Source organism: Citromicrobium bathyomarinum (assembly GCF_038594605.1).
Classification (GTDB): domain Bacteria; phylum Pseudomonadota; class Alphaproteobacteria; order Sphingomonadales; family Sphingomonadaceae; genus Alteriqipengyuania; species Alteriqipengyuania bathyomarina_B.
Genome location: NZ_JBCFZM010000002.1, coordinates 518,043 through 544,103 on the forward strand (window position 1 = coordinate 518,043; position 26,061 = coordinate 544,103).

General features: G+C 65.9%; 25 protein-coding genes. 10 read left to right on the top strand and 15 right to left on the bottom strand.

From position 1 onward, the window contains the following. Positions 1–2 precede the first annotated feature (2 nt). A complete protein-coding gene (ung, locus tag AAG612_RS09575) occupies positions 3–689 on the bottom strand; it encodes a uracil-DNA glycosylase (protein ID WP_342509630.1) in 687 nt (228 codons plus the stop codon). Positions 690–809: 120 nt separating this feature from the next. On the opposite strand from ung, the gene AAG612_RS09580 reads away from it, so the two are divergent. Genes AAG612_RS09580 through AAG612_RS09590 form a run of 3 tightly spaced genes read left to right on the top strand, consistent with a single transcriptional unit; the run spans position 810 to position 2,674 of the window. Next, a complete protein-coding gene (locus AAG612_RS09580; protein WP_342509632.1) occupies positions 810–1,430 on the top strand; it encodes a ribonuclease D in 621 nt (206 codons plus the stop codon). Positions 1,431–1,454: 24 nt separating this feature from the next. After that, positions 1,455–2,123 carry an LPS export ABC transporter periplasmic protein LptC gene (lptC, locus tag AAG612_RS09585; RefSeq protein WP_342509634.1) on the top strand — a complete coding sequence of 223 codons (669 nt, stop codon included), beginning with the start codon at positions 1,455–1,457 and terminating at the stop codon, positions 2,121–2,123. After that, positions 2,120–2,674: an LptA/OstA family protein gene (locus AAG612_RS09590; RefSeq protein WP_342509636.1), complete on the top strand. Its 555-nt coding sequence runs from the start codon at positions 2,120–2,122 to the stop codon at positions 2,672–2,674. Before lptC ends, AAG612_RS09590 begins: the two co-directional genes overlap by 4 nt. A 24-nt stretch (positions 2,675–2,698) precedes the next feature. On the opposite strand, the gene AAG612_RS09595 is transcribed toward AAG612_RS09590, so the two are convergent. The 4 genes from AAG612_RS09595 to AAG612_RS09610 all read right to left on the bottom strand — a co-directional run bounded on the left by AAG612_RS09595 (position 2,699) and on the right by AAG612_RS09610 (position 7,356). Next, positions 2,699–3,742, bottom strand: a complete 1,044-nt coding sequence (locus tag AAG612_RS09595) for a DNA polymerase III subunit delta (RefSeq protein WP_342509638.1) — start codon at positions 3,740–3,742, stop codon at positions 2,699–2,701. 17 nt (positions 3,743–3,759) lie between these two features. Further along, the gene (lptE, locus tag AAG612_RS09600; protein ID WP_342510333.1) at positions 3,760–4,263 is read right to left on the bottom strand and encodes an LPS assembly lipoprotein LptE; all 504 of its coding nucleotides are present in this window, start codon (positions 4,261–4,263) and stop codon (positions 3,760–3,762) included. 109 nt (positions 4,264–4,372) lie between these two features. Further along, the gene (gene leuS / locus AAG612_RS09605) at positions 4,373–6,883 is read right to left on the bottom strand and encodes a leucine--tRNA ligase (protein WP_342509640.1); all 2,511 of its coding nucleotides are present in this window, start codon (positions 6,881–6,883) and stop codon (positions 4,373–4,375) included. Positions 6,884–6,912: 29 nt separating this feature from the next. After that, entirely contained in the window at positions 6,913–7,356 is a 444-nt protein-coding gene (locus AAG612_RS09610) for a DUF3576 domain-containing protein (RefSeq protein ID WP_342509642.1), read from the bottom strand. A gap of 357 nt (positions 7,357–7,713) precedes the next feature. On the opposite strand from AAG612_RS09610, the gene AAG612_RS09615 reads away from it, so the two are divergent. From AAG612_RS09615 to AAG612_RS09630, 4 genes are all read left to right on the top strand, one after another. Continuing rightward, the gene (locus AAG612_RS09615) at positions 7,714–8,472 is read left to right on the top strand and encodes a hypothetical protein (protein ID WP_342509644.1); all 759 of its coding nucleotides are present in this window, start codon (positions 7,714–7,716) and stop codon (positions 8,470–8,472) included. Positions 8,473–8,628: 156 nt separating this feature from the next. After that, positions 8,629–9,351 carry an acetoacetyl-CoA reductase gene (gene phbB / locus AAG612_RS09620; RefSeq protein WP_342509646.1) on the top strand — a complete coding sequence of 241 codons (723 nt, stop codon included), beginning with the start codon at positions 8,629–8,631 and terminating at the stop codon, positions 9,349–9,351. Positions 9,352–9,434: 83 nt separating this feature from the next. After that, a complete protein-coding gene (locus tag AAG612_RS09625; protein ID WP_342509648.1) occupies positions 9,435–10,244 on the top strand; it encodes an alpha/beta hydrolase in 810 nt (269 codons plus the stop codon). Between the two features lie 76 nt (positions 10,245–10,320). Continuing rightward, positions 10,321–10,560, top strand: coding sequence for a ribbon-helix-helix domain-containing protein (locus AAG612_RS09630; protein WP_342509650.1), 240 nt, complete (start codon positions 10,321–10,323; stop codon positions 10,558–10,560). Positions 10,561–10,592: 32 nt separating this feature from the next. Here AAG612_RS09630 and AAG612_RS09635 read toward each other — a convergent pair whose 3' ends face one another. After that, complete coding sequence (locus tag AAG612_RS09635; protein WP_342509651.1) at positions 10,593–10,820, bottom strand: hypothetical protein; 228 nt, start codon at positions 10,818–10,820, stop codon at positions 10,593–10,595. Between the two features lie 70 nt (positions 10,821–10,890). Further along, the gene (gene murA / locus AAG612_RS09640) at positions 10,891–12,174 is read right to left on the bottom strand and encodes a UDP-N-acetylglucosamine 1-carboxyvinyltransferase (protein ID WP_342509653.1); all 1,284 of its coding nucleotides are present in this window, start codon (positions 12,172–12,174) and stop codon (positions 10,891–10,893) included. 101 nt (positions 12,175–12,275) lie between these two features. On the opposite strand from murA, the gene AAG612_RS09645 reads away from it, so the two are divergent. Next, complete coding sequence (locus AAG612_RS09645; RefSeq protein ID WP_342509655.1) at positions 12,276–13,154, top strand: UTP--glucose-1-phosphate uridylyltransferase; 879 nt, start codon at positions 12,276–12,278, stop codon at positions 13,152–13,154. 74 nt (positions 13,155–13,228) lie between these two features. On the opposite strand, the gene AAG612_RS09650 is transcribed toward AAG612_RS09645, so the two are convergent. From AAG612_RS09650 to AAG612_RS09680, 7 genes are all read right to left on the bottom strand, one after another. Then, entirely contained in the window at positions 13,229–15,034 is a 1,806-nt protein-coding gene (locus AAG612_RS09650) for a flotillin family protein (protein WP_342509657.1), read from the bottom strand. A 43-nt stretch (positions 15,035–15,077) separates the two neighbouring features. Further along, positions 15,078–15,731: an OB-fold-containig protein gene (locus tag AAG612_RS09655; protein WP_342509659.1), complete on the bottom strand. Its 654-nt coding sequence runs from the start codon at positions 15,729–15,731 to the stop codon at positions 15,078–15,080. Between the two features lie 132 nt (positions 15,732–15,863). Then, positions 15,864–17,384, bottom strand: a complete 1,521-nt coding sequence (locus AAG612_RS09660; protein ID WP_342509661.1) for an acyl-CoA synthetase — start codon at positions 17,382–17,384, stop codon at positions 15,864–15,866. Positions 17,385–17,490: 106 nt separating this feature from the next. Next, entirely contained in the window at positions 17,491–18,117 is a 627-nt protein-coding gene (locus AAG612_RS09665; RefSeq protein WP_342509663.1) for a M23 family metallopeptidase, read from the bottom strand. 209 nt (positions 18,118–18,326) lie between these two features. After that, positions 18,327–19,139 carry a ferritin-like domain-containing protein gene (locus AAG612_RS09670; protein ID WP_342509665.1) on the bottom strand — a complete coding sequence of 271 codons (813 nt, stop codon included), beginning with the start codon at positions 19,137–19,139 and terminating at the stop codon, positions 18,327–18,329. Beyond that, positions 19,136–19,615: a peroxiredoxin gene (locus AAG612_RS09675; protein WP_342509667.1), complete on the bottom strand. Its 480-nt coding sequence runs from the start codon at positions 19,613–19,615 to the stop codon at positions 19,136–19,138. Before AAG612_RS09675 ends, AAG612_RS09670 begins: the two co-directional genes overlap by 4 nt. Further along, the gene (locus AAG612_RS09680) at positions 19,615–22,296 is read right to left on the bottom strand and encodes a bifunctional [glutamine synthetase] adenylyltransferase/[glutamine synthetase]-adenylyl-L-tyrosine phosphorylase (RefSeq protein WP_342509669.1); all 2,682 of its coding nucleotides are present in this window, start codon (positions 22,294–22,296) and stop codon (positions 19,615–19,617) included. Before AAG612_RS09680 ends, AAG612_RS09675 begins: the two co-directional genes overlap by 1 nt. Positions 22,297–22,436: 140 nt before the next feature. On the opposite strand from AAG612_RS09680, the gene AAG612_RS09685 reads away from it, so the two are divergent. After that, positions 22,437–24,134 carry a M28 family metallopeptidase gene (locus tag AAG612_RS09685; RefSeq protein ID WP_342509671.1) on the top strand — a complete coding sequence of 566 codons (1,698 nt, stop codon included), beginning with the start codon at positions 22,437–22,439 and terminating at the stop codon, positions 24,132–24,134. A gap of 22 nt (positions 24,135–24,156) precedes the next feature. Further along, positions 24,157–25,152 (top strand): agmatine deiminase family protein, encoded by a 996-nt coding sequence (locus AAG612_RS09690; protein ID WP_342509672.1) that lies wholly within the window; start codon positions 24,157–24,159, stop codon positions 25,150–25,152. A 161-nt stretch (positions 25,153–25,313) separates the two neighbouring features. On the opposite strand, the gene AAG612_RS09695 is transcribed toward AAG612_RS09690, so the two are convergent. Next, entirely contained in the window at positions 25,314–26,060 is a 747-nt protein-coding gene (locus AAG612_RS09695) for a TSUP family transporter (protein ID WP_342509675.1), read from the bottom strand. Between the last annotated feature and the right edge of the window lies 1 nt (position 26,061).

The following is a 26,061-nucleotide window of genomic DNA, read 5'->3' on the forward strand; positions in this document are numbered from 1 at the left end:
GATCAGGCCGGATTCCAGTCGATCCGCCCGCGGCCGGCTGCTTCCAGAAATGCATTGGCGCGGCTGAAAGGCTGCGAGCCGAAGAAGCCGCGATGCGCGGACAGCGGGCTGGGATGCGGCGAGCGGATCACACAATGGCGGGTCGGTGCGTTCAGCTCCTCGATCCGCGAGGCCTTCTTCTGCGCATGACTGCCCCACAGGATAAAGACCGACAGCTCTTCCCGCCCGGCGACGGCGGCGACGCAGGCATCGGTGATCGCATCCCAGCCGCGCCCGGCATGGCTGCCCGCCTGCCCCGCCTCGACCGTCAGCGTGTTATTGAGCAGCAGCACGCCCTGCTTCGCCCATGCAGTCAGGTCGCCCGAGGATGGCGGGGCGATATCGCAATCCTGCGCCAGTTCCTTGTAGATGTTCCTGAGCGAGGGCGGCGGGCGAACCCCTTCGGGCACCGAAAAGCTCAAGCCCATGGCCTGCCCCGGCCCGTGATAGGGGTCCTGCCCCAAAATCACGACCTTCACCTGTTCCAGCGGCGTCAGCTCCAGCGCGCGCAATCGGCAGCCTTGTGGCGGATAGATCGCCTTGCCTGCCGCCTCCTCGGCGCGAAGGAAGCTGCCCAGCTTCCGGGCCTCGGGGCTCGCCAGCACCGGCTCCAGCGTTTCGCGCCAGCTTGGGGGGATGTCTGCGGTCATGGACAAAGGCTATGAGGCCAAGGCCGCGCGCACCAGATGCCCTTCCCCTCTTTCCCCAATGGGCCTAGGGCGATGGCGACCAAACGGCGCTCGCCCTCACCCGCAGAAAAAAAGGCATTCATGGCAGTCTATTTTCACGAAGAAGACCTCCCCGCAGGCGTATTGGCAGAAGGCGCGGACGTCGCCGTCGATACCGAGACGATGGGCCTCATTACGCACCGCGACCGGCTGTGCCTCGTCCAGATCAGCGACGGGCAGGGCGACGAGCATCTGGTCCGCTTCGGCGTCAACAGCAGCTACGATGCGCCCAATCTCAAGGCCGTTCTGGCCGATCCGGCGCGCGTGAAGCTGTACCATTTCGGCCGCTTCGATCTCGCCGCGATCGAATACTGGCTGGGCGTCACCGCCGCGCCGGTGTTCTGCACCAAGATCGCGAGCAAGCTGACCCGCACCTATACCGACCGGCACGGGCTCAAGATGCTGGTCAACGAGTTGCTGGGCGAGGACATCTCGAAGCAGCAGCAGAGTTCGGACTGGGGCGCGCCCGAAATCAACGATGCGCAGCGCGAATATGCAGCATCGGACGTGCGCTTCCTCCACCGCATGCGCGACATTTTCGAGGAACGCCTGCTGCGCGAAAACCGTATGGAAATCGCGCAGGCCTGTTTCGAATTCCTGCCGACCCGCGCGCGGCTGGACATTGCCGGCTGGCCCAACGCGGATATCTTCAGCCACGAGTAAGGGCCGAGTGGCTCTGGACGCATCATGCATACCGATCAGGTGGAAGAGACAGAAGAAGCACGCACGAGGCGGCGCGGGCGGGAACGCCAGGCGGCCCCGGGCGGCTTCCATGATCGCCTGATCAAGATCCTCGCCATCGCGCTGCCGATGGCGACGGGTGCGATCGTTGCGTTCCTCGTCATCGCGCCATTCTCGCCGCGCAGCGAGGTTTCCTTCATTCTCGACCGGGACAAGGTCGAACAGATCGACGAGCGGATGCGGATCGACAATGCCACCTATCGCGGCTCCGACAACGAGGGCCGCCCCTTCTCGCTCACTGCGCAGGAAGCCGTCCAGCAATCGAGCGCGGAAGGCATCGTGCGGCTCGACGAGGTGATCGCCCGCATCCTGCTGAGCGACGGCCCCGCCCGGCTGACCGCAGAGGGCGGCGCCTACAAGATCGATGAAGAATTTCTCGACGTGAACGGGCCGGTGATGCTGCGCGCGAGCGATGGCTACAACCTTACCGCGCGCGGCGTATCGGTCGACCTGCGCGAACAGATGCTGGTGGGCAGCGAGGGTGTATCGGGCGCGGTTCCGGCGGGGACATTCTCTGCCGACAGCCTGAAGGTCGACATCGAAACGCGCACGATAACGCTTGACGGCAATGCGCGTCTGCGCATGGTGCCCGGCGCATTGGAGAGCATGCAATGAGCATCCGCCGCAAAGCCCGGCTGACCCCCCGCCATGTCCGCCTCGCCGCCCGTTCGGGCGTGGCGGGCTTCGTGCTCGCCGCCTGCACGGTCGTGGGCCTGCAGCTCAATGCGCAGGCCATCGCAGGCCACAATTCGAATGCGCCGGTCGATTATGCGGCGAACCGGATCGAGCTGCAGGATCGCCAGAACCGGGTCGTGCTGTCGGGCAATGTGCAGATCACGCAGGCCAATCTGCGGCTGAACGCGGCGCGCACCATCGTCGACTATACCGACGCAGGCTCGCTCAGCATCCAGCGCATCTCCGCCACCGGCGGGGTGACGGTGACGCGCGGGGACGAGCGCGCGCAAGGCAACGTGGCAGTGTACGATTTCAACCGCCGGATCATCACCATGACCGGCGATGTGCGGCTGCAGCGCGGTTCTGACACGCTCAACGGCGGGCGCCTGACGATCGACTTGCGCACCGGCCTGTCGAGCGTCGACGGCGCGGGCAGCGCTGGCGGCGAGAGTGGCCGCGTGACCGGCTCGTTCTCGGTCCCGCAGGACTAGGTTTTAGGGTTACGGGTACTCGAACTAGCGCGACGCGGCCCGCGCGATCCACGCGATCTCTTGCGACAGCAGCAGTTCGGCCTGCTGGCTGTTGGCGAGCAGCGCCTGATGCAGCGCAGTCAGCCGCGAGACCAGCCGGTCGAGTCGCTTGCCCCGCCAGATCTGCAGCTGCTCGGTCAGATCGCGCTCGTCCTTGAAGAAGATACGCCGCGCACGCTTTTGCGCATCGACGAAACTGCTCACATCCTCTCCCGGGCGCATCCGTGCCGAAAGCTGGGCGAGCTGCGCCGCGCGCCGCTCGAACGCGAGTGCCACGCCCACCGGATTGAGCGAGAGTGTGTGCAAGCGTGCCAGTTCGGCGGGCAGACGCTTCGCATGTCCGCCCAGCGCAGCGTTGACGATCGGCATCAGGCCATCCTCCTCGCTCGAGGCGCCGATCGCGTCCCACGCAGCCGGATCGGCGGTCTTGGGCGAATCGGGCGCGGCATCGAGATAGAGCGCGAGCTTTTCCACTTCGGCCTCGGCCAGCCGCCGGTCTAGCCCAGAGGCGCGCGCGATCCGCTGGGCGAGGTCGCCGCCGAGCCGCAGGCCCGACTTGTCTGCCAGATCGCGCACGGTTTCGGCCATGTCGCGCAGGTTGGGCGGGTAGAACATCGCCACCAGCGTGCCGCCCGCGCCCGCCACCAGCTTGGCGCTGCGCGACTTGTCCGTCGCGCTCGTCGCCACCACCAGCACGGGGCAGGCCTCGCCCTCGGCTTCGAGATGGATCTTCAGCGCATCATGCGCTTCCTCGCCACTGGCGCGCACAAGGATGTGACGCGAATCGCCGAAGAGCGAGGAGGAGCGCGCATCGTCCGCCAGCCTGACGGGATCGCGTCGCAGGTCGGCACCCGACACCTCGACCCGCTCGCCCGGATCGGCAAGTCCGGCGACGATCTGCGCCGCCGCCGCCGAGGCCGCGCTCTCGTCGGGTCCGCAGAAGAAGAAGGTGTGGCATTCGCGCGCGGCCTGCCCGGCCATGCGGCCGAAGCTGTTCTGGTTGGCTTTGAACGACTGGCGTTTTGCCATTTTACGGGCCGCCGCCGTCAGTTGCGCCGACGCAGCGCCAGCGACACCCGCGTCACGATCTGGTCCGCGACCACTTCGGCCAGCCGCTCGGCCGCCGCGCGTTCGGCCGCGATGGTGGCATAGTCGCTGGAGACGACATCGATGCCCGCGTCCGACCCGGCGGTCGCGTCGAGCACGATCGCGCCACTCGACAGGTCGATCAGCTGGTAGCGCGCGCGCAGTACGCGCCGCTCACGCGTCACGCTCTCGTCGGTCAGCAGCCCGAGGCTCTCCAGGCTTTCGTCGAGCTGGACGTCGAGGCGATAGCGCGGTGCGGCAGCCGATTCGCGGATCGACACACGGTCTTCCAGCGCGGTCGCGACGAGCCAGCCGGTGCGCCCTTCGATGGGGGCGATATCCACGGCGGAAAGGTCCGCGAGCGCGCCCTCGCCGCTCGCCCCGGCATAGATCGGCTGGAGCCCGCAGGCCGACAGGGCGCATGCCATCGGCACTAGCAGCAAACCCGCCAGCGCCTGCGCCATCCGTCTACCGTCATGCTGAACTTGTTTCAGCATCCATCCTTCCTCTTCGAATGATCGCACGTTGCCGGGAACTGGACCCCGAAACAAGTTCGGGGTGACGGATTGGCCATCAGGTGACGATATTCACCAGACGGTCGGGCACGACAATGATCTTACGCACCTCGGCCCCGTCGAGCGATCGCTGGACCTTCTCGCTCGCCAGCGCCATTTCCTCGAGCGCTTCCTTGCTGGCACCCTTGGGCGCGGTGAGCGTGTCGCGCAGCTTGCCCTTGTGCTGGACGGCGATGGTCACTTCGTCTTCAACCAGCATCGCGGGATCGACTTCGGGCCAGGGGGCCTCGGCAATCAGACCCTCGCCCCCCGCGCGGTGCCAGGCCTCTTCCGCGAGGTGCGGCATCATCGGCGAGATCAGCTTGGTCAGCGCCAGCGTAGCCTCGCGCCGGTCGGCACCGGGCTCGGCCTTTTCGATCGCGCCGGTCAATTCGTAGAGCCGCGCGACCGCCTTGTTGAAGGAGAGCGCTTCGATATCCTCGGCGACAGCGGCGATCGTCTTGTGCGTCTTGCGCCGCAGCTCGACATCCTCGCCCAGCGCGTCGCCCGACGTGTCGGAGACCAGCCGCCACACACGCTGCACGAAGCGTGTGCAACCCTCGATCCCACTTTCCGACCACGGCAGGTCGCGCTCGGGCGGCGAGTCGGACAGCATGAACCAGCGCACGGCGTCGGCGCCGTACTGCGCGATGATCGTGTCCGGATCGACGACATTCTTCTTCGACTTGGACATCTTGATGACGCGGCCGATCTCGACCTCGCCGCCATCGTCCTTCAGCAGCGCCCGCTCTGCTTCGCGGCTGATTTCGTCGGGTGCGTAGTAGACCGTCTTGCCGCCTTGCTTGCGGCTGTAGGTCTCGTGCGTAACCATGCCCTGCGTGAACAGCGAGGCGAAGGGTTCCTGCACGTCGATCTGGCCGATCCGGGCGAGCGCGCGGGTCCAGAAGCGGGCGTAGAGCAGGTGCAGGATCGCATGCTCGATCCCGCCGATATATTGCTCCACCGGCAGCCACTTGGCGACCTCTTCCGGATCGAACGGACGGTCGGCGGGCTGGCTGGCGAAGCGCAGGAAATACCAGCTCGAATCGACGAAGGTGTCGAGCGTATCGGTCTCGCGTTCCGCCTTGCCGCCGCACTTGGGGCAATCGACGTGTTTCCATGTCGGATGACGCACGAGCGGATTGCCCGGCGTCTTGAAGTCGACATCCTCGGGCAGCGTGATCGGCAGGCTGTCCTTGGGTGCGGGCACCACACCGCAGCTCTCGCAATGGATGAAGGGGATCGGCGTGCCCCAGTAACGCTGGCGCGAAACGCCCCAGTCGCGCAGGCGCCACACGGTCTTGCCCTCGCCCCGACCCTGTGCCTCCAGCGCGCCGATGATCGCGGCCTTGCCCTCTTCGACGCTCAGCCCGTCGTATTGGCCCGAATTGACCAGGATGCCATCGCCGGATTCGGCCTCGGTCAGCGGGGCAGCGGCGTCTTCGGCTCTGGCAGCGACCACCCGGACGATCGGTAGATCGTACTTGGTCGCGAAATCGAAGTCGCGCTGGTCGTGCGCGGGTACCGCCATGATCGCGCCGGTGCCGTAATCCATCAGCACGAAGTTCGCGATATAGACCGGCAGGTCCGCGCCGGTGAACGGATGCTTCGCGGTGATGCCGGTGTCGAAGCCCAGCTTTTCGGCCGTCTCCAGCTCCGCCGCCGTCGTCCCGCCGCGCTTGCACAGCGCGATGAATTCGCGCGCCGCGTCGCTATCGAGCGACTGCGCGACCGGGTGGTCCGCCGCCACCGCGACGAAGCTCGCGCCGAAGATCGTATCGGGCCGGGTGGAATAGACGGGCAGTTTATCGCCGTTCGACAGGTCGAAGGAGAATTCCAGACCCTGCGACTTGCCGATCCAGTTCTCCTGCATCAGCCGGACCTTTTCCGGCCACTTGTCGAGGCTGCCCAGCCCATCGAGCAGTTCCTCGGCGAAGTCGGTGATCTTGAGGAACCACTGGGCGAGCTTGCGCTTCTCGACCTCGGCGCCCGAGCGCCAGCCCTTCCCGTCGATCACCTGTTCGTTGGCGAGCACGGTCTGGTCGACCGGGTCCCAATTGACCTCGCTTTCCTTGCGATAGACGAGGCCCGCTTCGTACAGATCGACGAACAACGCCTGCTCATGGCCGTAATAATCCGGCTCACACGTCGCCAGCTCGCGGCTCCAGTCGAGCGCGAAACCCAGGCGCTTCAACTGCGCCTTCATCGATTCGATATTTTCGCGCGTCCACTTGCCGGGATGGACGCCCTTTTCCATCGCCGCATTTTCGGCGGGCATGCCGAAGGCGTCCCAGCCCATCGGGTGGAGGACCTCGTGCCCGCGCATCTTCTTGTAGCGCGCGAGCACGTCGCCCATCGTGTAGTTGCGGACATGCCCGATATGGATGCGCCCGGAGGGATAAGGGAACATCTCGAGCACATAGCTCTTGGGCCGATCGCTGTTGCTATCGGCACGGAAGCACTGCGCTTCGTCCCATGCCTGTTGCCAGCGTCCGTCGGCCTGCGACGGATCGAAGCGCATATCTGTCATACTCGGGTCTTTTTACGTGATGGGCTGGCTCAGCCGGTGATCGCCTGGCGGCGCAATTCGCGCGCCTTGGTCAGGATGATGTCTTCCAGCTTCTGGACGGTCGCGGCCTGCACGGGGGCATCGACCCAGTTGCCGCTCTGGGCGACCTGGCGGCTGGCGGCGACGCGCAGCGCATCGGCGCGCAGATCCTGGTCGAGGATCGAAATGGTCAGCTTCACCCGCTCGCCCGGGTTTTCGGGATTGGCGTACCAGTCGGTCACGATCACGCCGCCCGCGCTGTCTGCCTGCAGCAGCGGCGCGAAGCTCACCGCCTCGAGGCTCGCGCGCCAGAGATAGGAATTGACGCCGATGGTCGTCACCTGGCTGGCGGCGGCATCGGGATTGGGCAGGTTGTTGCCACCGCCGCAGGCCGAAAGTGCGGCGCATGCACCCAGAAGGCTGGCGGAAACAACTAAGGAGCGGCGCTTGATCATCGTGGCTGGCTTTCCAATGAAAACTGCGAAGGAACCGGTCGGCAGACCGCGCATGCAAAAAGCCTCTATCGCCGCGAACCGACCGCAGCAAGGGCGTGGCTGCCTTGGGTCGCCCAAGCTGGCGTCGGCGCGTGTATGCACGATGAACCCGCTCGCAATTTTGCGATGCGTCCATTGTGTGCCTGTTGCAACAGTCCAGCCGCAAGCGGGACGCGGGTTGTGGAAAAGCTGGCAAGCGGGCGCGCCATTGCATAGGAAAGGGATCGTAAGCGGGGCCTGCGCATTGGTGCTTGGATCGACAGGGGCAATTTTTCCGCGTTCACGAGCCGTAATGGTTACGGTGCTATAAGGTGAAGCATGAGCGATAATCGGGGCAAAGGATTGCGCAAGCTGCTTGCCCCCGCCATCGGCGGGGCGCTGGTGCTCGTCGCCGTGCCTTATGCCGGTGTCGCGCTGGCCGAAGCCACCGCACCCGCGCTTATTTCCGGCAGCCCGTCGCTGGGCGCGCATTTCACGCCCGCGACCGTCGATCCCGATCTCGCCCGCCGCGTGATGGAGCGTTTCGCCGCGCGCCGCGAGACGATGCCCTTCACGCCCGCCACGGGCAAAACCATCACCGATCGGACGGTCACCGTCGCCGTGCGAGTCGATGACGATGCGGCGCGTGCGATCTCGATTCGTTCGGCCATCGAGTCGACTCGCGGCGAACCCGGCACCCGCCGCGATGTGGCGGTGGCACCTTCCGCCTTCGATCTGGGCGTCGCGCGCGGGTATCAGAGCTTCACCAAGCCCGCGAGCGAGCTTCCCAAGTCGGTTTCGCGCGTTTCGATGCCCGATCTTGCCGAATTCCGCCCGTCGGAAGGCGCGCGCGACAAGCCGAGCCGATTCCAGCCGCGCATCTCGGTCGATCAGGAACGTATCCCGGGCCGCTCGCCTCGCACGCTCGAAGGTCACGGCGATCGCCAGGTCGATCTGGGCGGCGCCTATCGCGTTTCGCGCAATCTCGACGTGACCGCCGGTGTCCGCCTGTCCGAAGAGCAGGATCGCCTGACGCCGCTGACCGATGGCGTGGAAGACAGCCAGTCGGTCTATATCGGAACGCAGCTGCGCTTCTGATCGGCTGGGCGCGACCGATCGGGCGTGCGTCTTTCCCCTCCCGGTCTACATCGCTTCCAGCATCCCGAAATCCCCCCGGCATCCCGTGATTTGCTTTGCCCATAGGCGTGCCTGACGCTACGTCCTTGGGAAGAGGATGAATTGGGGAGAGTGATGATGGCACGTGTCGCAGTGGTGACGGGTGGAACGCGCGGGATCGGCGAGGCGATCAGCCTTGCGCTCAAGGAACAGGGCCGCACGGTCATAGCCAATTACGCCGGCAACGATGAGCGCGCGCGCGAATTCTCCGAACGGACCGGCATCGCCGCGATGAAGTGGGACGTGGGCGACCACGAGGCATGTCTCGAAGGTTGCGCACAGATCGCGAAAGACCATGGCAACATCGATATCGTCGTCAATAATGCCGGGATCACCCGCGACGGCACCCTGCACAGGATGAGTTTTGACGACTGGAACGAGGTGATGCGCGTCAACCTCGGCGGGTGCTTCAACATGGCCAAGGCGTGCTTTCCCGGGATGCGCGAGCGCAAGTGGGGGCGAATCGTCAATATTGGCTCGATCAACGGACAGGCGGGCCAGTATGGCCAGGTGAACTATGCCGCCGCCAAGTCGGGCATCCACGGCTTTACCAAGGCGCTGGCGCAGGAAGGCGCCCGATTTGGGGTCACCGTGAACGCAATCGCGCCGGGCTATATCGACACCGACATGGTTGCCGCCGTGCCCGAGGAAGTCCTCGGCAAGATCGTCGCCAAGATCCCGGTAGGCCGCCTGGGCCAGGCGGAAGAAATCGCCCGCGCCGTAGCCTTCCTGACTGCCGACGAGGGCGAGTTCGTTACCGGCTCGACCATGAGCATCAATGGCGGCCAGCACATGTATTGAGTGGTTCATCGCCCGGACACGGGCCGCGCGTCACAGCCTCTTTACAGCTGCGATGGAGGCGTTGGCGTATGCAATACCCGTCTATGAGTCTGTTCGCCCCGTTGCTGCTGGGCCTTGGCCTTCTGTCGCTCGCTACCTCCGCCGTTGCGGGGCCTGTTTCCAGCCAGGTCTACCAACCGGTTTCGCTGGCCGATACGAACGTGGAGTTCCGGGGTGAGCCCCCACAGGCGATCACCGCGCAGACAGCGGACGGTTTGACGCTGGAGGGGGCCTACTGGCCGCCCGCCGAATGCGTCGATCAGGTCGTCATCGTGTTCCACGGCAACAGCTACAACCACATGGTCTCCGCCTATCGCGCCGAACCCCTGCGGGCGGGCGGGCGTGGTGTGCTGATCGCGTCCTACCGTGGGTATGGAGACAATCCGGGCAAGCCTTCCGAAGCAGGCCTCTATGCCGATGCCGAAGCATGGATCGCCAAGGCACAAGAGCTCGCCCCCGATTCGCGGCTCTACCTCTTCGGATTTTCGCTGGGCGGCGCGGTCGCCGTCGAGATGGCCGCGCGGCACGAGGTGTCCGGCGTCGCGACGATGGGCGCGTTCACGCGACTGCGGGACATGGTTCCGAAAATCGCGCGGGCGCTGGTGACCGAGCGCTACGACAATCTCGCCAGGATCGCAGCCGTCGAGGAGCCGCTGCTGCTCATGCACGGGACGAAGGACGAGGTGGTCGACCCCAAGGCGGTTGCGAAGCTCGAGGCTGCAGGCGGGCCGAACGTCGTTCGCGTCAACCTGACGGGCGGCGGCCACTGGGTCCCGCTCGACGGTCTGGCGCCGCGCATCTGGGATCAATGGGAAAAGCTCGAAGCGGCTCGGCCGGGCGCTGCTGCGCCGTAGGCATCGTAGGTGTTGCAGATGGCGTTCGCCGGGTGACGGGATTGCGCTGGAGCGAGAGCTACGCCACGGCTTCCCCATGAAATACCACCCGCCCGTCAAACGTTCGGTCGAGATCGCCGGGCACAAGACCAGTATCACGCTGGAACCGGTGTTCTGGGATTTGCTCCGCGAGGACGCGCAGGCATCGGACCTGCCGATCAACGCCATCGTAGCGCGAATCGATGCCGCACGGCTCGAAGTTGAGGAGCCGACGGGGCTTGCCAGCGCGATCCGGCAATATCTCGTCGCCCAAATGCGCAGCGGGGGCGAGGCCTAGGCCCCGCCCCCGCGCGCGTCGGCTTTCGCTGGTCAGTATTTGGCAGTTGCGTCGCTTGCCGGGAAGGTCTCGTCGAGCGCCTCGTCGGTCCGGCTCATGGTGTCGCCCTTGGTCGCAGTCGCGGAAGAGCCGGCATTGCGGACGGCGCCTTCGGGCTGGCCGTCGGCGAAGGCCACGCCGTTCTCGTCCTTGTGCTGCTTGTACGCCTTGTAGCCGAGGTAACCCAGGCCACCCAGAATTGCGGTTCGAATCAGGCCCATTTTCTTGTCTCCAGAATAAGTGGTTATCTGGCGAACGTGGGAACGCGACTTTGGGTCCTGAAAAGGCGCGCTATTCGTCGCTCACCCGCTCGATTTCCGCGCCGATCGCCTGGAGCTTCTCCTCCAGCCGCTCGTACCCGCGATCGAGGTGATAGATGCGGCGGATCTGCGATTCATCGGGCGCCGCCAGCGCGGCGATAACGAGGCTCATCGAAGCGCGCAGATCGGTTGCCATCACTTCCGCGCCGTTGAGCTTGGGTTGCCCCTGCACGATCGCGGTACGACCCGACACTTCGATATTGGCACCCATCCGGGTCAGCTCAGGCACATGCATGTAGCGATTCTCGAAAATCGTCTCGGTCAGCACGCTGGTGCCCTCCGCCACGGTCAGCAGCGCCATCAGCTGCGCCTGCATGTCGGTCGCGAGACCCGGATAGGGCGCAGTGGAGAGGTTGACCGCCTTGAGCCTGCCGTTCGTACCAATGTGCACGCCCTTTGCGGTGGACTCGACCGAGACGCCGATGTTGCGCAGCGCATGGAGCGTGGCCGACATATCGTCCGCCTTGGCGCCTTCCAGAAAGGCATCGCCGCCCGTGATCGCCGCCGCGCAGGCATAGGAGCCCGCCTCGATCCGGTCCGCCATCACCTTGTAGGTCGCGCCGTTCAGCCGCTTCACACCGTGGATCACGAGGTCCGACTGGCCGATATTCTCGATCTCGGCGCCCATCGCGACGAGCAGGTTGCACAGGTCGACGATCTCCGGCTCGCGCGCGGCATTGCGCAAGGTCGAGGTGCCGGTGGCCAGCACTGCCGCCATCAGCGCATTCTCAGTCGCCCCGACCGACACCACGGGGAAGTCGAATTCGCCGCCCGGCAGGCCGCCATCGGGCGCATGTGCGCGGACATAGCCCTGCGCCAGCTCGATCTCGGCGCCCAGCGCTTCCAGCGCGGACAGGTGCAGATCGATCGGGCGGTTGCCGATCGCACACCCGCCGGGCTGCGAGACCGTGGCAACGCCTGCGCGGGCCAGCATCGGGCCGAGCACCAGGATCGAGGCGCGCATCTTGCGCACCAGATCGTAAGGCGCGGTGGTCGAGGTGAGGCGGGTCGCCTCGTAGGTGACGACGCGGCCGAAATCTTCCGGCTTGGTCCCCGCGATGTTCACCGAGACGCCGAACTGCGTCATCAGATGCTGGAAACTGTCGATATCCGCCAACCGCGGCAGATTGCGCAGCGTGAGCGGCTCGTCGGTCAGCAATGCGCAGGGGATCAGCGTGAGCGCCGCGTTCTTGGCGCCGGAGATCGGGATGGTGCCGGAGAGCTTGCGCCCGCCAATAATGCGTAGTTTGTCCATTCCTAGGGCGTTTAGCGGGCCCATGGCGCAACACAAGCCGCACGCACGCGTATTGGCCCGAACATTGACGACCCCATCCCGCGCGCACATAGCACTGCGTCATGGCTCACAAACCGATCAAGAAGGCCGTGTTCCCCGTTGCGGGCCTCGGCACCCGCTTCCTCCCCGCGACCAAGGCGATCCCCAAAGAGATGCTCGCGATCGTCGATCGCCCGCTGATCCAGTACGCGGTGGACGAAGCGCGCGAGGCGGGGATCGAGCAGATGATCTTCGTCACCGGGCGCGGCAAGACCGCGATCGTCGAGCATTTCGACGTCGCTTTCGAACTGGAACAGACGATGGAGGAGCGTGGCAAGGATCTCTCGATCCTCGATTCCACCCGCGCGACGCCGGGCGACATCATCACCGTGCGCCAGCAGGTTCCGCTGGGGTTGGGCCACGCGATCTGGTGCGCCCGCGCCATCGTGGGCGACGATCCCTTCGCGATCTTCCTGCCCGACGAGCTGATGATCGGGAAGCAGGACGGCACCGGCTGCATGAAGCAGATGGTCGACGCCTATGACCAGGTCGGCGGCAACCTCATTAGCGTGCTCGAAGTGCCACACGAAAGCGTGTCCGCCTACGGCGTGATCGAGCCGGGCGCCGAAGATGGCATCCTGACCGAGGTGAAAGGCTTGGTGGAAAAGCCGCCGGTGGCCGAGGCCCCGTCTAACAAGATCATTTCGGGCCGTTACATCCTGCAGCCCGAGGTCATGCGGGTGCTCGAAACCCAGGGCAAGGGCGCGGGTGGAGAGATCCAGCTGACCGATGCAATGGCGCGGATGATCGGCAACCAGGCATTCCACGCGGTCACTTTCGACGGTGCGCGTTACGATTGCGGGAGCAAGACGGGCTTCGTCGAGGCGACGCTGGCGCTGGCGCTGGAGCGCGAGGATATGGGCGAGGAAGTGCGTGCGATGGCGCGGCGCCTTCTGGGATAGCTCAATACCCCAATAGAAACCGGGCGGAACGCTTCGCGCGCCGCCCGGTCCTGCTTTCGCGACTGTCGTCGTGGCTAGTCGGCGTCGCCCTTGTCCGTGGCGCCCTTGTCCGTCGCGCCCGTGGCCAGAGCGGGCTTCGCTTCGAGGCTGTCCCGGCCGGGCGCCTCATCCGGCTTGGCCGTCACCGGATCGGCTTGCGTCACCTTCGGGTTGGGCCGGAAAGGTTCGGACGGCGTCTCGATGTCGGCCGCCGCACCCGCGACCAGCGCACCGAGCGAAGACCCATCGAGACCGAGCTCCTTCATCAGCCCATCGAGCACCGGAGCCTGCGCGCGATAGGCCAGCGCGGCATTGACCGCGTCGCCCGCGAGGTTCCCGCTGCCGCCCGGTGCACCATTCGCGCCCGAACCGCCGCCACGGCCTGAACCCCCGCCGTTGGTGAGCCCATCGACCTGCACGATCTTGATCGAATCGATCGCCTCCATCGGCTTGGCGCTTTCGCGAATAACTTCGGGCAGGACCTTGAGCAGCGCGAGTTTGGTCTGCAGCCCGATCTGGTCGGACGAGAGCAGGTTCGCCGCCTCGTTGATCGCCTGCTGACCGGCGGCCTCGACCTCGAAGCGGACCCGCGCGGCTTCGGCGCGCAGTTTTTCGGCTTCGGCCTCGCCCTCGGCCTCGCGCCGCGCAGCTTCGGCGCGGTTCGACGCTGCGTCCTTCTCCGCCTCGGCATCGACGCGGATCTTGATCGCATCGCGCTCGGCCTGCTTGGCCGCTTCGATCAGCTCAATCCGCTTGTCGCGTTCGGCAATCTCGGTTTCGCGACTGGTCGCAACCTGCTCCTCCGCGGCGACCGCCTTGGCGCGAGCCTCGTCGGCTTCGGCCTTGGCCTGGCTTTCCTCGCGGCTCTTGTTCTGCACCGCGATCTGCTGTTCCTGCCGGGCGATCTCGAGCGCGCGCTGCTGGTCGATCCGCGCTTCCTCGACCAGCCGGTCTGCCTCGATCTGCTGGGCGTCGACCTGCTTCTTGGCCTCGATCCGCGCCGCATCGGCCTCGCGGGTACGCTCGGCCTGTTCGCGGGCGATCTCGGAAATCTGCTTGGCCCGCCGCATCTCGACCTCGCGCTCCTGCTCGAGGCGCGCATATTCGTTGTCGCGGCTGATCTCGAAGCTGCGCTGGTCGGCTTCGAGGTTCTTGGTCTCCATCTGAACGCGCGTGTCCTGCTCGATGTCGTTGCGCAGTTTCTTGCGCGCCTCGATCTGCTCGGTCAGCTTGGTGAGGCCTTCGGCGTCGAAGGCGTTGTTGGCGTTGAAATGCTCGATACTGGTCTGGTCGAGCCCGGTCAGCGAGACCGACTCAAGCTCCAGCCCGTTCATGGCGAGATCGTTGGACGAGACCTGCTGCACCTTCTGGACGAAATCCGCACGCTGTTCGTGCAGTTCGTTCATCGTCATGCCTGCCGCGACAGAGCGCAGCGCGTCGACGAACTTGCCCTCGACCAGATCCTTGAGCATCTCGGGCTGCATGGTGCGCTGGCCGAGCGTTTGCGCAGCCATCGCGATCGCATTGCCATCGGGCTTTACGCGGACATAGAATTCCGCCTTCACGTCGATCCGCAAACGGTCGAGCGTGATCAGCGCTTCGCCGTCGCGCCGGACTACGCTCAGCACCAAGGTGTTCATGTTGACCGGCATGGTCTCGTGGAACACCGGCAGCACCATCGCGCCCCCGTTCATCACCACGCGTTCGCCGCCCACACCCGTGCGCACGAAGGCGGTTTCCTTCGATGCACGCTTGTACAGTCTGGTGATCGTCAAGCCGATGATCAGCAGGACGAAAAAGCCGGCCCCTGCAAAGATGAGAACGGTCCAAAGATCTTGCATAGTCTCTCCTGTGTCGGTGTGGGTTGGATCTCCGCGCCGCGCCCTAGGGCGACAGCAGGGGGTTGTGGCGCCTTTCGGCGTAGAATGTGTTCGCCTCCTTGCGTACGAGCAGCACCTGCTCCTCGGCCGCCAGTTCGGCCGATGGATCATGCGGTTCCACCATCACGAAATGGGCCTGTCCGAACTGATCGAGCACCCGCGCCCTTGCGGGCGATCCGGCGCGCGCCGTGCCGATCTGGATTTGCGCCATGCGGCCGACCAGCGAAGAAAGCGGCACCGCAGACGTGCGGTCGCGTGGCAGGATCGCGCCGAGCGGCCGGCTGACCGCGCCGGTCACGGGCAGCGCGAACAGGCCAGCGAGTACGGCGGCAAGCGCGGGGTGCAGCACATCGCCGAGCAGATCGACGCTGAGCGCCTGGAGCGAAATGCCGATCAGGGAGAAGGCAAACAGCAGCAGCGCCAGCCAGATGAGGAATGGCACCCGGCCGACCCCCAGCAGGCTCAACAGACCGCCGAGAAAACCAATTTCGCCCGCCGAGGCATCGCCTGCGACGGCATCCGCATCGAGATCGATATCCAGATCGGCATCGCCGCCTTCCAGAACATCGCCGAGGCCGAAAAGCTGGCTGACCGCGAGCATGACCATCAGCACCAGTGCGGCGAGAAACGGAATATTATGGCTCTGAAGCAATTCCATCACGAATTGCCGCCCCCAATGAACGCCGCGCAGAGGACCGCGACGCCACCGGTGTTCTTGTTTTTATCCATGCCCCTTCACTAGCATGAATCGGTTGAAAAGGCCACGAAAACCGGACGTTTCACGGGCGATTCAGGGCGCTTTTCGGGCGTATTCGTCGCGCAACTCGCGCTTGTACAATTTGCCATTCGCCTCGCGCGGCAGATCGGGACGGAAATCGAAGCTCTTGGGCATTTTGACCTTGCTGAGCTGCGGTTCGAGATAGGCGCGCAGGCTTTGCTCCAGCGCCTCGCCCGCCTGCCCCATATCGACCGGCTGGACCACCGCGACGACCCGCTCGCCGAGGTCGTCGTCCGGCGCACCGATCACCGCCGCGTCGAGCACTTGCGGATGCGAGACCAGCAGGTTCTCGATCTCCTGCGGGTAGATGTTGACCCCGCCCGAGATGATCATGTGGCTCTTGCGATCGGTCAGGAAGATGAACCCGTCTTCGTCCAGATGCCCGATATCGCCCAGCGTCATCCACCCTTGCGGGTGCATGGCCTCGGCGGTCTTGCCGGGATCCTTGTGATAGGTCGGCAGGGTTTCGTTCTCGAAGAACAGCAGCCCTGTCTCGCCCGGCGGCAGTTCGCTGCCATCGGGCGCACAAACATGCGCCTTGCCGTAGATCATCTTGCCCACGGTGCCGGGCTTGGCCAGCCAGTCCTCGCTCTTGACCAGCGACATGCCGATGCCTTCCGAGCCTGCGTAATATTCCTGGATGATCGGGCCCCACCATTCGATCATCGCCCGCTTGATCGGCACCGGACATGGCGCGGCGGCGTGGATTGCGCGCTGGTGGCTGGATAGGTCGTGACGTGCCCTCTCTTCCTCGGGCAGCTTGAGCATGCGTACGAAATGGGTCGGCACCCATTGGCTATCGGTCACGCCATAGCGCTCGATCGCATCGAGCGCGCCTTCGGGGGTGAACTTCTCCATGATGACTACGGTGCCGCCCAGCCGATGGGCCGTGCTGCACCAGCCGAGCGGCGCGGCGTGATAGAGCGGCGCGGGCGAGAGGTAGACCATGCTGCCATCGCTAGGCATGCCGACGCCCATCGTCGCCAGCCCGACCAGCGCATTGGGCGCGGTGATATCCTCGCTTGGCGGCGGCGGCGGCATGATGCCCTTGGGCTGCCCGGTCGTGCCCGAGGAATAGAGCATGTATTGCCCCGGCACAGGGTCGTCGATCATCTCGGGCGAGTTGGCGGCCACGCCTTGCGTGAACGCATCGCTGTCGACATCGACGATTTCGAGCTGCGGCATGATCTGCGCCAGCTCATCGGTCACGTCGGCGAAGGCGGCCGAGGTCAGCAGCAGCGAACATTCGGCATCTTTAAGGATATAGGCGATCTCGGGCGCGGTCAGCCGGGTTGCGATCGGCACCAGCATTGCGCCCATCCGCTGGGCCGACCAGACAAGCTCGAGATAGAGCGGACGGTTCTCGAGCAGCAGGCCGACGCTCGTGCCGCGGCTGGCGCCCTTCGCGCGCAACCACCGCGCCATGCGGTTGGCGAACGCATCCAGTTCGCCATAGGTGACCGTATCGCCGGTGGTCGCGTTGATGATTGCCGCATGGTCGGGCCGCGCGGCTGCATGGGTAATGGGGTGCATATCTCTCTCCTGCACCCAACCTCACGCATGACCGAGGGCCACGCAAGAAAAAAGGCGGCGCCGCAGCACCGCCTTTTCGAATTCGGATTGGCTTGGAAGCGCGGGCCTATTCTTCGCCGCCACCCATGCCGCCCGGGCCCATCGCGAGGCGGAAGGCTTCCTGCGCTTCGGTTTCGACCATAAAGGGACGCGGATCGACAGGGTTGCCGTCGATGCGCACTTCGTAATGCAGGTGCGGGCCGGTCGAGCGGCCGGTCGAGCCGACGAAGCCGATCAGATCGCCCTTGCGAACCTGCGCGCCGTCCTTGACGACGATCCGCGAGAGATGCGCGAAGCGCGTCTCGATCGCGTTGCCGTGGCCGATCTGAATGTAGTTGCCGTAGCTGCCGAAATAGTTCGCACGCTCGACGATGCCATCGGCGGTCGCGTAGATCGGGGTCCCGCTCGGCGCGGCGAGGTCGATCCCGTTGTGGCGCGCACGCTTGCGCAGCACCGGGTGGTCCCGCATGCCATAGCTGCTCGAAACTCGGGCTTGCTCCAGCGGCATCCGCGAGGGCACCGAGACGGTCGGCAGTGCCACCGTCGGCTCGCTGCGTTCGATGTCGAGCGTCTGCCAGCTGGCGAAGAGCTGGCGGAACTGCGCATCGCCATTGCCGAGCGGGCTGTGCGCTTCTTCGACCGCGTCCGACACGTCGACCGCAGCTGCGGCGCTGGTGTTGGCCTGGGCAGGCATGGCGAAAGTCGCAAAAGCCGCGGCAAAAAGAATGCCCGCACGGCTGAAAAGTCGATCAGTGGTCCGCAAGATATCCGTCCTCTGTCGGTGGCGGAGGTCCCTCCGCCCGTTCCGAGCCCTGGCGCATTTTCGATCCTGAAACGCGCCGAGACCCCCTGAATGATGACGGGAACCTTCCCCGTCCGTCTGTGTTGAGGGATTATGCGGGCTCAGGTTAAGACGGCAAGGGCACCGTAGAAGTCGCGCGACAAACCGGCTGCCGAACGCGCTGAGTCGTTGAACGGCGGCTTAATCGCTCCTCTAAAATGATGGTTAACAAGCTTTTGCCAGCGTTTCGGCGGGTCGAATCCGTCCCGCGTCGCCTGTGCGACGAAGTGCCTGGTGCCGATTCCCACATGCCGGATTTCGTCGTCAAGGATCCGCTGGAGGATCTTCGCACCGCTCGCATCGCCCTGCGCGCGCACCCGGTCGAGCATCGCGGGCGTCACGTCGAGCCCCCGCGCCTCCAGCACCATCGGCACCACGGCGAGCCGCGCGGCGACATCGTGCCGCGTCGCATGCGCCGATTCCCACAGCCCCGCATGTGCGGGCAGCGCTCCATAGAACGCGCCCATCGACGCCAGCTTGCGCTCCAGCAGCGCGAAATGCATCGCCTCGTCGGCGGCGACAGACAGGAAATCGTCGGCAAACGCGCGCGGCATTTCAGCGCCGAACCGCCCCACCATATCTAGCGCGAGGTTGATCGCGACGAATTCGATATGCGCGAGCGAGTGCCACAGCGCGATCCGCCCGCGCAGCGACCCACCCTTGCCGCGCTTAGGCATCTTGCCCGGCGGCAGCAGTTCGGGCCGGGCCGGGCGCGCGGGCCGATCGGGCATTGCGACATCATACACTGCCGCCAGCCGCCCCAGCCGCCAGTCGCGCGCAACCTGCCGCGCCGCGAAAACCTTGGCGCGCGCGGGCCCGGTCAGCAGGGCAGCCCGGATTGCTTGGGCGAGCGATTCGCTCTGCGGCGCGCTCACAGCGCCTGTGCGGCCGCCAGCACTTCCTCGGCGTGGCCCGCCACCTTTACCTTGGGCCAGATGCGCGCGACCTTGCCGTGCGTATCGACCAGGTAGGTGCTGCGGATCATGCCCATGAAGGTCTTGCCGTACATCTTCTTCTCGGCCCACACGCCCAGTTCGTCGGACAGGCCGCCTTCCTCGGCATCGGTCGCAAGGTCGACGGTGAGATCGTGCTTGGCGATGAAGTTCTGGTGCTTCTTGCTCGAATCCTTGCTCACTCCCAGCAGCGCGCAGCCAGCCTTCTCGAATTCGTCCTTCAGGGCGGAGAAGTCCTTCGCCTCGGTCGTGCAGCCGGGGGTGTTGTCCTTGGGGTAGAAGAACAGCGCCAGCTTGCGCCCGCGATAGTCGGACACCTTCACCTCTGCGCCATCGTGCCGCACCATCGCGATATCAGGCATCGCGCCCCCTTCTTGTGGCCCTTCGCCAATTGTCATCAGTCGATCTCCAGTTGCTCTTCGAATGTCTGCTGCCAGACCCGGGCGACCTCCTGCCGCGCCTTCGCGACATGGCGCAAGAGCGCGTCGGCGTCGTCGCACCCGCAGGCCTTGGCCAGCGTCTGCCCGGCGGCCCCGGGCGGTACCGCAAGATCGGGCGCGAGCAGCCGCGCGGCCACGATCAGCCGGGTGAGAAAGTCGTGCGCCTGCGCAAACGCCTCGGGCAGCGCGCCCGTGTGGACCAGCGTCTCGCACACTTTCGACAGCCGCGGATCGAGCGCGACCTTGTCGCGCAGCTGCAGGAAGTGAAGGATGAACTCGATGTCGACCAGCCCGCCGCGTAGCAGCTTCACATCGAGCGGACCCTTGGCGGGTTTGTGGCTCGCCATCTCGGCGCGCATTTTCAACACGTCCGCGCGCAGGGTGGCGGGATCGCGCGGGGCGCACAGGACCCCGCGGATAATATCCTCGACAGTGCCGCGCGCGGCAAAAGAGCCCGCGACGACGCGTGCGCGCGCCAGCGCCATATGCTCCCACGTCCACGCCGATTCGTTCTGGTAGCGCGCGAAGCTTTCCACGCTGACGGCAAGAGGGCCCTGCGCGCCTTGCGGGCGCAATCGCGTATCGACCTCGTACAGGGGCCCCTCGGCGGTCGGCACGCTGACCGCCGCGCTGACCCGCTGGGCCAGGCGGTTGTAATAGCGTGTGGCACTGATCGGGCGCTCTCCGTCGCTTTCCGCCGCGTGGTTCCCGGTGAAGAGGTAGACGATGTCGAGATCGGAGGCATGCGTCAGCGCCTCGCCGCCGAGCCGTCCCAGCCCGAGGATCATCATCTCGCTACCCTCGATCCGCCCATGCGCCTTCTCGAATTCGGCGAGCGTCCCCGCGAGCGCGGCCTGCAACGCCGCCTCCGCGACGGTCGAAAAGCCCCGCGCGATATCGAGCGGGTCGTGCACCCCGCCGATCAACTGCACCCCCAGGGCAAAGCGCTGCTCCCCGGTCACAACCCTGATCCGATCGAGCAGCGCCTCGTAATTCCCCTGCGGTTCGGCCCGCATCATCGAGCGCACCAGCGCAGGCACGCTTTCGGGCAGGTCGAGCGCCGAGCGGTCAATCAGCGCGTCGAACAATGCGGGCCGCAGCGCGAGATCATTTGCGAGCGGCGGGGCGAGCGTGATGATCGAGAGGAACTGGTCGAGCAGCGCGGGCCGCGCCTCCAGCAGCCGAAACAGGTTGATCCCGCTCGGCAGCGCCTCCAGCAACCGCTCAAGGCGAACCACCGCGCGATCGGGCTCAGGCGATTGGGCAAGCGCTTCGAGCAGCGCAGGGAGCAGACGGCGGAAAGCGTTTTGTGCGTCCGTGCCACGCAGTGCGCGATAGCGGCCATCCAGCCAGCCGGCGACCCGCTCGCCCATGTCGGCTTGCCCGGCGAGCGGGCTCGCGGCGACAAGTTCACGGGCAGGGCGATCGTTCGCCGTGCCGGTCTCGCTGGTTTCGAGCAGCGTGTCGAACGCCTGCGCGGTGACCGTCAGGTGCGGGTCGAGATCCGCCAGCAGCGCCGCCCCGTCGGCGAACCCGTCGAGATGCGCCAGCCGCTCCAGCGCCTCGCCTTCGGGCACCATATGCGTCTGGCGATCCTCCAGCATCTGGATTCGGTGCTCGGCCACCCGCAGGCGGGCATAGGCGGTGGCCAGCGCACGCGCGGTCTGTTCCTCCACGATCCCCGCCCGGGCCAGCGCGAGCAGCGCCGCGCGCGTGTCGCTGCTACGCAGCCGCGGATCGCGCCCGCCATGGATCAGCTGGTGGGTCTGGGCGAAGAATTCGATCTCGCGAATGCCGCCGCGCCCGCGTTTGAGATCGAAACCCGGGCCGAGCACGGGTTCGCCGCCATAGGCCTCGCGGATGCGCAGGCGCAGTTGCGCAATGTCGTCGATCGCGCCGAAATCGACGCTGCGGCGCCACACGAAGGGGCGGATGCTCGCGAGAAAATTCTCGCCGCGCACCACGTCCCCCGCAGCCGAGCGGGCGCGGATGAAGGCCGCGCGCTCCCATGCAAGCGCCGCGCTTTCATAATGCGTGGCCGCCGCGTTGACCGAGACCGCCAGCGGCGTGATCTCCGCCGCCGGGCGCAGCCGCAGGTCGACCCGGAAGACGTAGCCTTCCTCGGTATGGTCGGCGAGCAGGCGGACGATATCGCGCGCCATGCGTTGTGCGGTTTCTGCGGGGCCGGAGCGCGGACCGCTCGCCAGCACATCGGGATCGAACAGTAAGATCGGGTCTATGTCCGAGCTGTAGTTGAGCTCGCTTGCGCCATGCTTGCCCAGCGCCACAGCGAAAAACCCGTCGACACTTTCGAGCGTGGTGCGGCTGCGCGCGGCTTCGGCGATAGCCCGATCGAGTGCAATGTCCGCGAAGGACGACAGGCGCCGCATCACATCGTCAAGCGTGAGGACACCGCAGAGATCGCCGATCGCCAGCGTCAGGGCGAGTGCCAGCCGCTCGCGCCGCAAGGCGACACCGGTCTCGGCACCCTCGCCCGCCTTCGCCGCATATTCGAATGCGGCATCGAGATCGCCTTGCGCCAGCAGGTCGGCAAGGTCGGGCAGGCGGTCGAGACTGCGGGCGAGAAAAGGCGCGTTCTCCCGCGCGCGTGCGATTGCATCTGTCCATTCGCTTGCCATGGAGCCGCCCTGCCCGCCCCATGCGGCGCTGGCAAGAAGGTGGGCCATCGTTGCGCGAGCGCACCCGTTCACTTGCCCTCGCGCCGCGCTTTTGCAACAACCCCGCGCGAAGCCAAGATTTTCTGGAGAAATTCCAAGTCATGAAACGCATTCTCGCCGTGGCGGCCATCGCCCTCTCGCTGGCCGGTTGCGATGCCGCCGTCCTGTCGGGCGGAAACGACGACGCGACCCTCGACATCCCCGAGGTTGCCGATGGCGACATTTCGGAAAAGACGATGGTCGATCTGACCCGCGAATTGTCCAGCGACGAGTTCGAAGGCCGGATGCCCGGAACCGAGGGCGGGCAGATGACCGTCGAACTGCTGACCGAGCGGTTCAAGGCGGCAGGGCTGGAACCCGGCAATAACGGATCATGGACGCAGGACGTCCCGCTGGTCGAGATCACCGGCAGCGATTTCGCCCCGCTCACCATCAACGGGGGCGACGGCGACGGCATGGCGTTCGAATATGGCGACGACTGGGTCGGCGTGAGCTACCGCGAAACGCCGCGCACGCGGATCAACAACGCCGAGCTGGTGTTCGTGGGCTACGGCATCAACGCGCCGGAAAAGGGCTGGAACGACTACGAAGGCCTCGACATGGAAGGCAAGATCGCGGTCATCCTCGTCAACGATCCCGACTTCGGGGCAGAAACCCTCGAAGGCCCGTTCGATGGCAAGGCGATGACTTATTACGGGCGCTGGACCTACAAGTACGAAGAGGCTGCGCGGCAGGGCGCCGCAGGTGCCCTGATCATCCACGAGACCGAGCCTGCGTCCTATGGCTGGAACGTCGTCGAGAGCAGCTGGTCGGGCCCGCAGGGCTACCCGCAGCGCGGCGAGAACGCACCGCCGACAACGCAGATGAACGGCTGGATTCAGAATTCGGTCGCGGAAAAGATCTTCGATGCCGCCGGACAGGATCTCGATGAGCTGAAGGAGGCTGCGCGCGAAGAAGACTTCACCGGCGTCCGGCTTGGCCTCAAGGCCTCGACCAGCTTCGACAACGAGAGCCGCGAATATATGTCGCAGAACGTCATCGGCGTCCTGCCGGGTTCCAAGCGGCCCGAGGAATACGTGCTGTACACCGCCCACTGGGACCATCTCGGCCGCTGCACGCCCGCCGATGATGGCGACGACATCTGCAACGGCGCGGTCGACAATGCCACCGGCACGGCAGCGCTGGTCGCGCTGGCCGAAGCCCAGGTCAAAGCGGGCGCGGCGGATCGCAGCCTCGTGTTCCTCGCGGTCACCGCAGAGGAGCAGGGCCTGCTCGGCTCGACCTATTATGCGCAGAACCCGGTTTTCCCGCTCGACCAGACGGTCGGGGGGGTGAACATGGACGCCTTCCTGATCGCCGGGCCGGCACGCGACGTGACCGTCGTGGGTCCGGGCAAGTCGCAGCTCGACCAGTTCCTCGAAGCCGCGCTGGAGGCCGATGGACGCGTATCGACCGACAATCCCAATCCGGAAGCAGGCTACTATTACCGCTCCGACCACTTCCCCTTCGCCAAGCAGGGCGTGCCGATGCTCTATATCGACGGCGGCGAGGATCTGGTCGAAGGCGGCAGCGAAGCGGGCGCAGCGCTCGCCAAAGACTATCGCGACAACCGCTATCACGGACCCAAGGACGAATTCGACGAGGAATGGGACTGGTCGGGCGTGATGGCCGACCTCCAGCTTTACTACCGCCTCGGGCGGATGTTGGCGATGAGCGACAGCTGGCCCAACTGGGTCGAGGGCGACGAGTTCCGCTCGATCCGCGACGAAAGCTGCGCGGCCACCAATGCAGGCTGCTGATCGCTAACCCGGCGGACACGTCATGAGCATCGATACCATGCGGCTCCCCGCAGAGTGGGAGCCGCAGGACTGGCTGTGGATCGGCTTCCCGCACGACCCCGCTGAGTGGGGCGATGCCGTCGCGCTTGCGCAGGAAGAAATCGCCGCCTTTGCCAATGCTGTCGCCGAGAGCGGGCAGGAGGTTCGCCTGCTCGTTCGGGATGCGGCGAACGAAGCGCGCGCCAAGGCGCTGATCTCGGATGCCGTCACGCTCGAGCGGCGGACCTATGGCGACGTCTGGCTGCGCGACACCGGACCGCTGACGGTCGGGCGAAACGGCGGGTATTTGGCCGTCCGCCCGCGCTTCAACGGCTGGGGCGGGAAATACGTGATGGCCGGCGACGAAACCATCGGCAGCGAGCTGGCACGCGACGCGGGTCTGTCGCTGGACCGGCCCGACTGGGTGCTCGAGGGCGGGGCGATCGACACCAATGGTGCGGGCCTTGTGCTGACCACCGAGCAGTGCCTGCTCAATCCCAATCGCAATCCCGATCTCTCGCGCGCCGATGTCGAAGCGCGGCTCGCACGGGATCTCGGCCTTTCCCGCGTGGTGTGGCTCGGTGACGGGCTGCTCAACGATCACACAGATGGCCATGTCGACAATCTCGCGCGGTTCGTGGCGCCAGGCACGGTCGCGCTGGCCGAACCTTTCGGCGACGACGATCCCAATACCGGAGTCTATGCCGATGCGAGGGCGCGGCTGGAGGCGGCCGGGCTGAGCGTCGCGCCGATCCCCTCGCCCGGCCTTATAACGCGTGATGGCAGAGTGGAACCGGCGAGCTACGCCAACTTCCTGATTGCCAATTCCATCGTCGCCGTACCGACCTTCGGCCTGCCGCAGGACGAAGACGCGGTTGCGGCAATCGACGCGCTGTTCCCGGATCGCACTGCCGTCGGCCTGCCGATGGGCGCGGTGCTGGCAGGCGGTGGCGGGTTCCATTGCGCCAGCATGCAGATGCCGGCTCGCGCGCTGCGGTAGGAGTTTCTTAACCCGCCCGGGCCAGGCTGGCACCCATGACCCGCACCATCGCCAATGCCCGCCGCTTCGAGACGCTTTCAGCCGCCCGTGCGATCATCGTATCGGCCTGCGCGATCGCGCTTATCGCTGCGGAACGCTTCGTTCCCTTCGGCTGAGGCCGCCTAGACCACCAGCTTGGCCAGCGCGGCCATTGCCGCCGCAGCAAGCACTACGCCCACGAATATGCGCCATGTCCGGTCGGATACGCGGCCATCGGCCTTGCGCCCCAGCCACGTCCCCAGCAGCACCACCGGCAGCAGCAGGGCGCCGAGCAGCGCCAGCCGCCATTCCATCCGGCCAAGCGCAACGCCCGACCCGATCCCGATCATCGCTGCAAAAGTGAAGATGAGGATCATCGAACTTTTGGCCATCTGCCGCGGAATGGCGCGCCCAACATAATAGGGCACCACGGGCGGGCCGGGCATTCCGGCGAAGCCTGTGAGAATGCCGGTCGCCACGCCCGTCAGCCCGGTGGTCACGAGCCCGGGCCGCTCCGGCTCGCGCACGGGAAACAGGATTGCCGCAAAGGCCGATAGAGCGACCAGCGCGATCAGCAGGCGGGCAATGTTCGGCGGCGTCGCCGCCAGCAGCGCGAGGCCCGGCAGGGTCGTCAGCAATACGAGTCCGATGATGATCCATACGCTGCGCTCGGCCTCTCGCAGCAGGCGCGGCAGCTCGATTCCGCCGATCAGCATGGCGACCACATTGGTGGTCAGCACCGCCTCGACCGGCGTCAGCGCGAGCGCGAGGACAGGCACCAGCAGGATCGCCAGGCCAAAACCTGCAAGCCCGCGAATGAATGCCGCGATCAATCCGATGGCAAGCGCGACCGCGAGTTGCGGCCAGGTGAATCCTGCGAGGAGTTCCAAG

Bases quoted from the DNA above. Each gene is read 5' to 3' on its own strand.
- AAG612_RS09610 (WP_342509642.1), bottom strand. From the start codon at position 7,356: ATGATCAAGCGCCGCTCCTTAGTTGTTTCCGCCAGCCTTCTGGGTGCA.
- murA (WP_342509653.1), bottom strand. From the start codon at position 12,174: ATGGACAAACTACGCATTATTGGCGGGCGCAAGCTCTCCGGCACCATC.
- phbB (WP_342509646.1), top strand. From the start codon at position 8,629: ATGGCACGTGTCGCAGTGGTGACGGGTGGAACGCGCGGGATCGGCGAG.
- AAG612_RS09680 (WP_342509669.1), bottom strand. From the start codon at position 22,296: ATGGCAAGCGAATGGACAGATGCAATCGCACGCGCGCGGGAGAACGCG.
- AAG612_RS09660 (WP_342509661.1), bottom strand. From the start codon at position 17,384: ATGCACCCCATTACCCATGCAGCCGCGCGGCCCGACCATGCGGCAATC.
- AAG612_RS09595 (WP_342509638.1), bottom strand. From the start codon at position 3,742: ATGGCAAAACGCCAGTCGTTCAAAGCCAACCAGAACAGCTTCGGCCGC.
- AAG612_RS09685 (WP_342509671.1), top strand. From the start codon at position 22,437: ATGAAACGCATTCTCGCCGTGGCGGCCATCGCCCTCTCGCTGGCCGGT.
- leuS (WP_342509640.1), bottom strand. From the start codon at position 6,883: ATGACAGATATGCGCTTCGATCCGTCGCAGGCCGACGGACGCTGGCAA.
- lptE (WP_342510333.1), bottom strand. From the start codon at position 4,263: ATGGCGCAGGCGCTGGCGGGTTTGCTGCTAGTGCCGATGGCATGCGCC.
- AAG612_RS09650 (WP_342509657.1), bottom strand. From the start codon at position 15,034: ATGCAAGATCTTTGGACCGTTCTCATCTTTGCAGGGGCCGGCTTTTTC.
- AAG612_RS09645 (WP_342509655.1), top strand. From the start codon at position 12,276: ATGGCTCACAAACCGATCAAGAAGGCCGTGTTCCCCGTTGCGGGCCTC.
- AAG612_RS09625 (WP_342509648.1), top strand. From the start codon at position 9,435: ATGAGTCTGTTCGCCCCGTTGCTGCTGGGCCTTGGCCTTCTGTCGCTC.
- AAG612_RS09675 (WP_342509667.1), bottom strand. From the start codon at position 19,615: ATGACAATTGGCGAAGGGCCACAAGAAGGGGGCGCGATGCCTGATATC.
- lptC (WP_342509634.1), top strand. From the start codon at position 1,455: ATGCATACCGATCAGGTGGAAGAGACAGAAGAAGCACGCACGAGGCGG.
- AAG612_RS09615 (WP_342509644.1), top strand. From the start codon at position 7,714: ATGAGCGATAATCGGGGCAAAGGATTGCGCAAGCTGCTTGCCCCCGCC.
- AAG612_RS09665 (WP_342509663.1), bottom strand. From the start codon at position 18,117: ATGCCTGCCCAGGCCAACACCAGCGCCGCAGCTGCGGTCGACGTGTCG.
- ung (WP_342509630.1), bottom strand. From the start codon at position 689: ATGACCGCAGACATCCCCCCAAGCTGGCGCGAAACGCTGGAGCCGGTG.
- AAG612_RS09690 (WP_342509672.1), top strand. From the start codon at position 24,157: ATGAGCATCGATACCATGCGGCTCCCCGCAGAGTGGGAGCCGCAGGAC.
- AAG612_RS09655 (WP_342509659.1), bottom strand. From the start codon at position 15,731: ATGGAATTGCTTCAGAGCCATAATATTCCGTTTCTCGCCGCACTGGTG.
- AAG612_RS09630 (WP_342509650.1), top strand. From the start codon at position 10,321: ATGAAATACCACCCGCCCGTCAAACGTTCGGTCGAGATCGCCGGGCAC.
- AAG612_RS09635 (WP_342509651.1), bottom strand. From the start codon at position 10,820: ATGGGCCTGATTCGAACCGCAATTCTGGGTGGCCTGGGTTACCTCGGC.
- AAG612_RS09590 (WP_342509636.1), top strand. From the start codon at position 2,120: ATGAGCATCCGCCGCAAAGCCCGGCTGACCCCCCGCCATGTCCGCCTC.
- AAG612_RS09580 (WP_342509632.1), top strand. From the start codon at position 810: ATGGCAGTCTATTTTCACGAAGAAGACCTCCCCGCAGGCGTATTGGCA.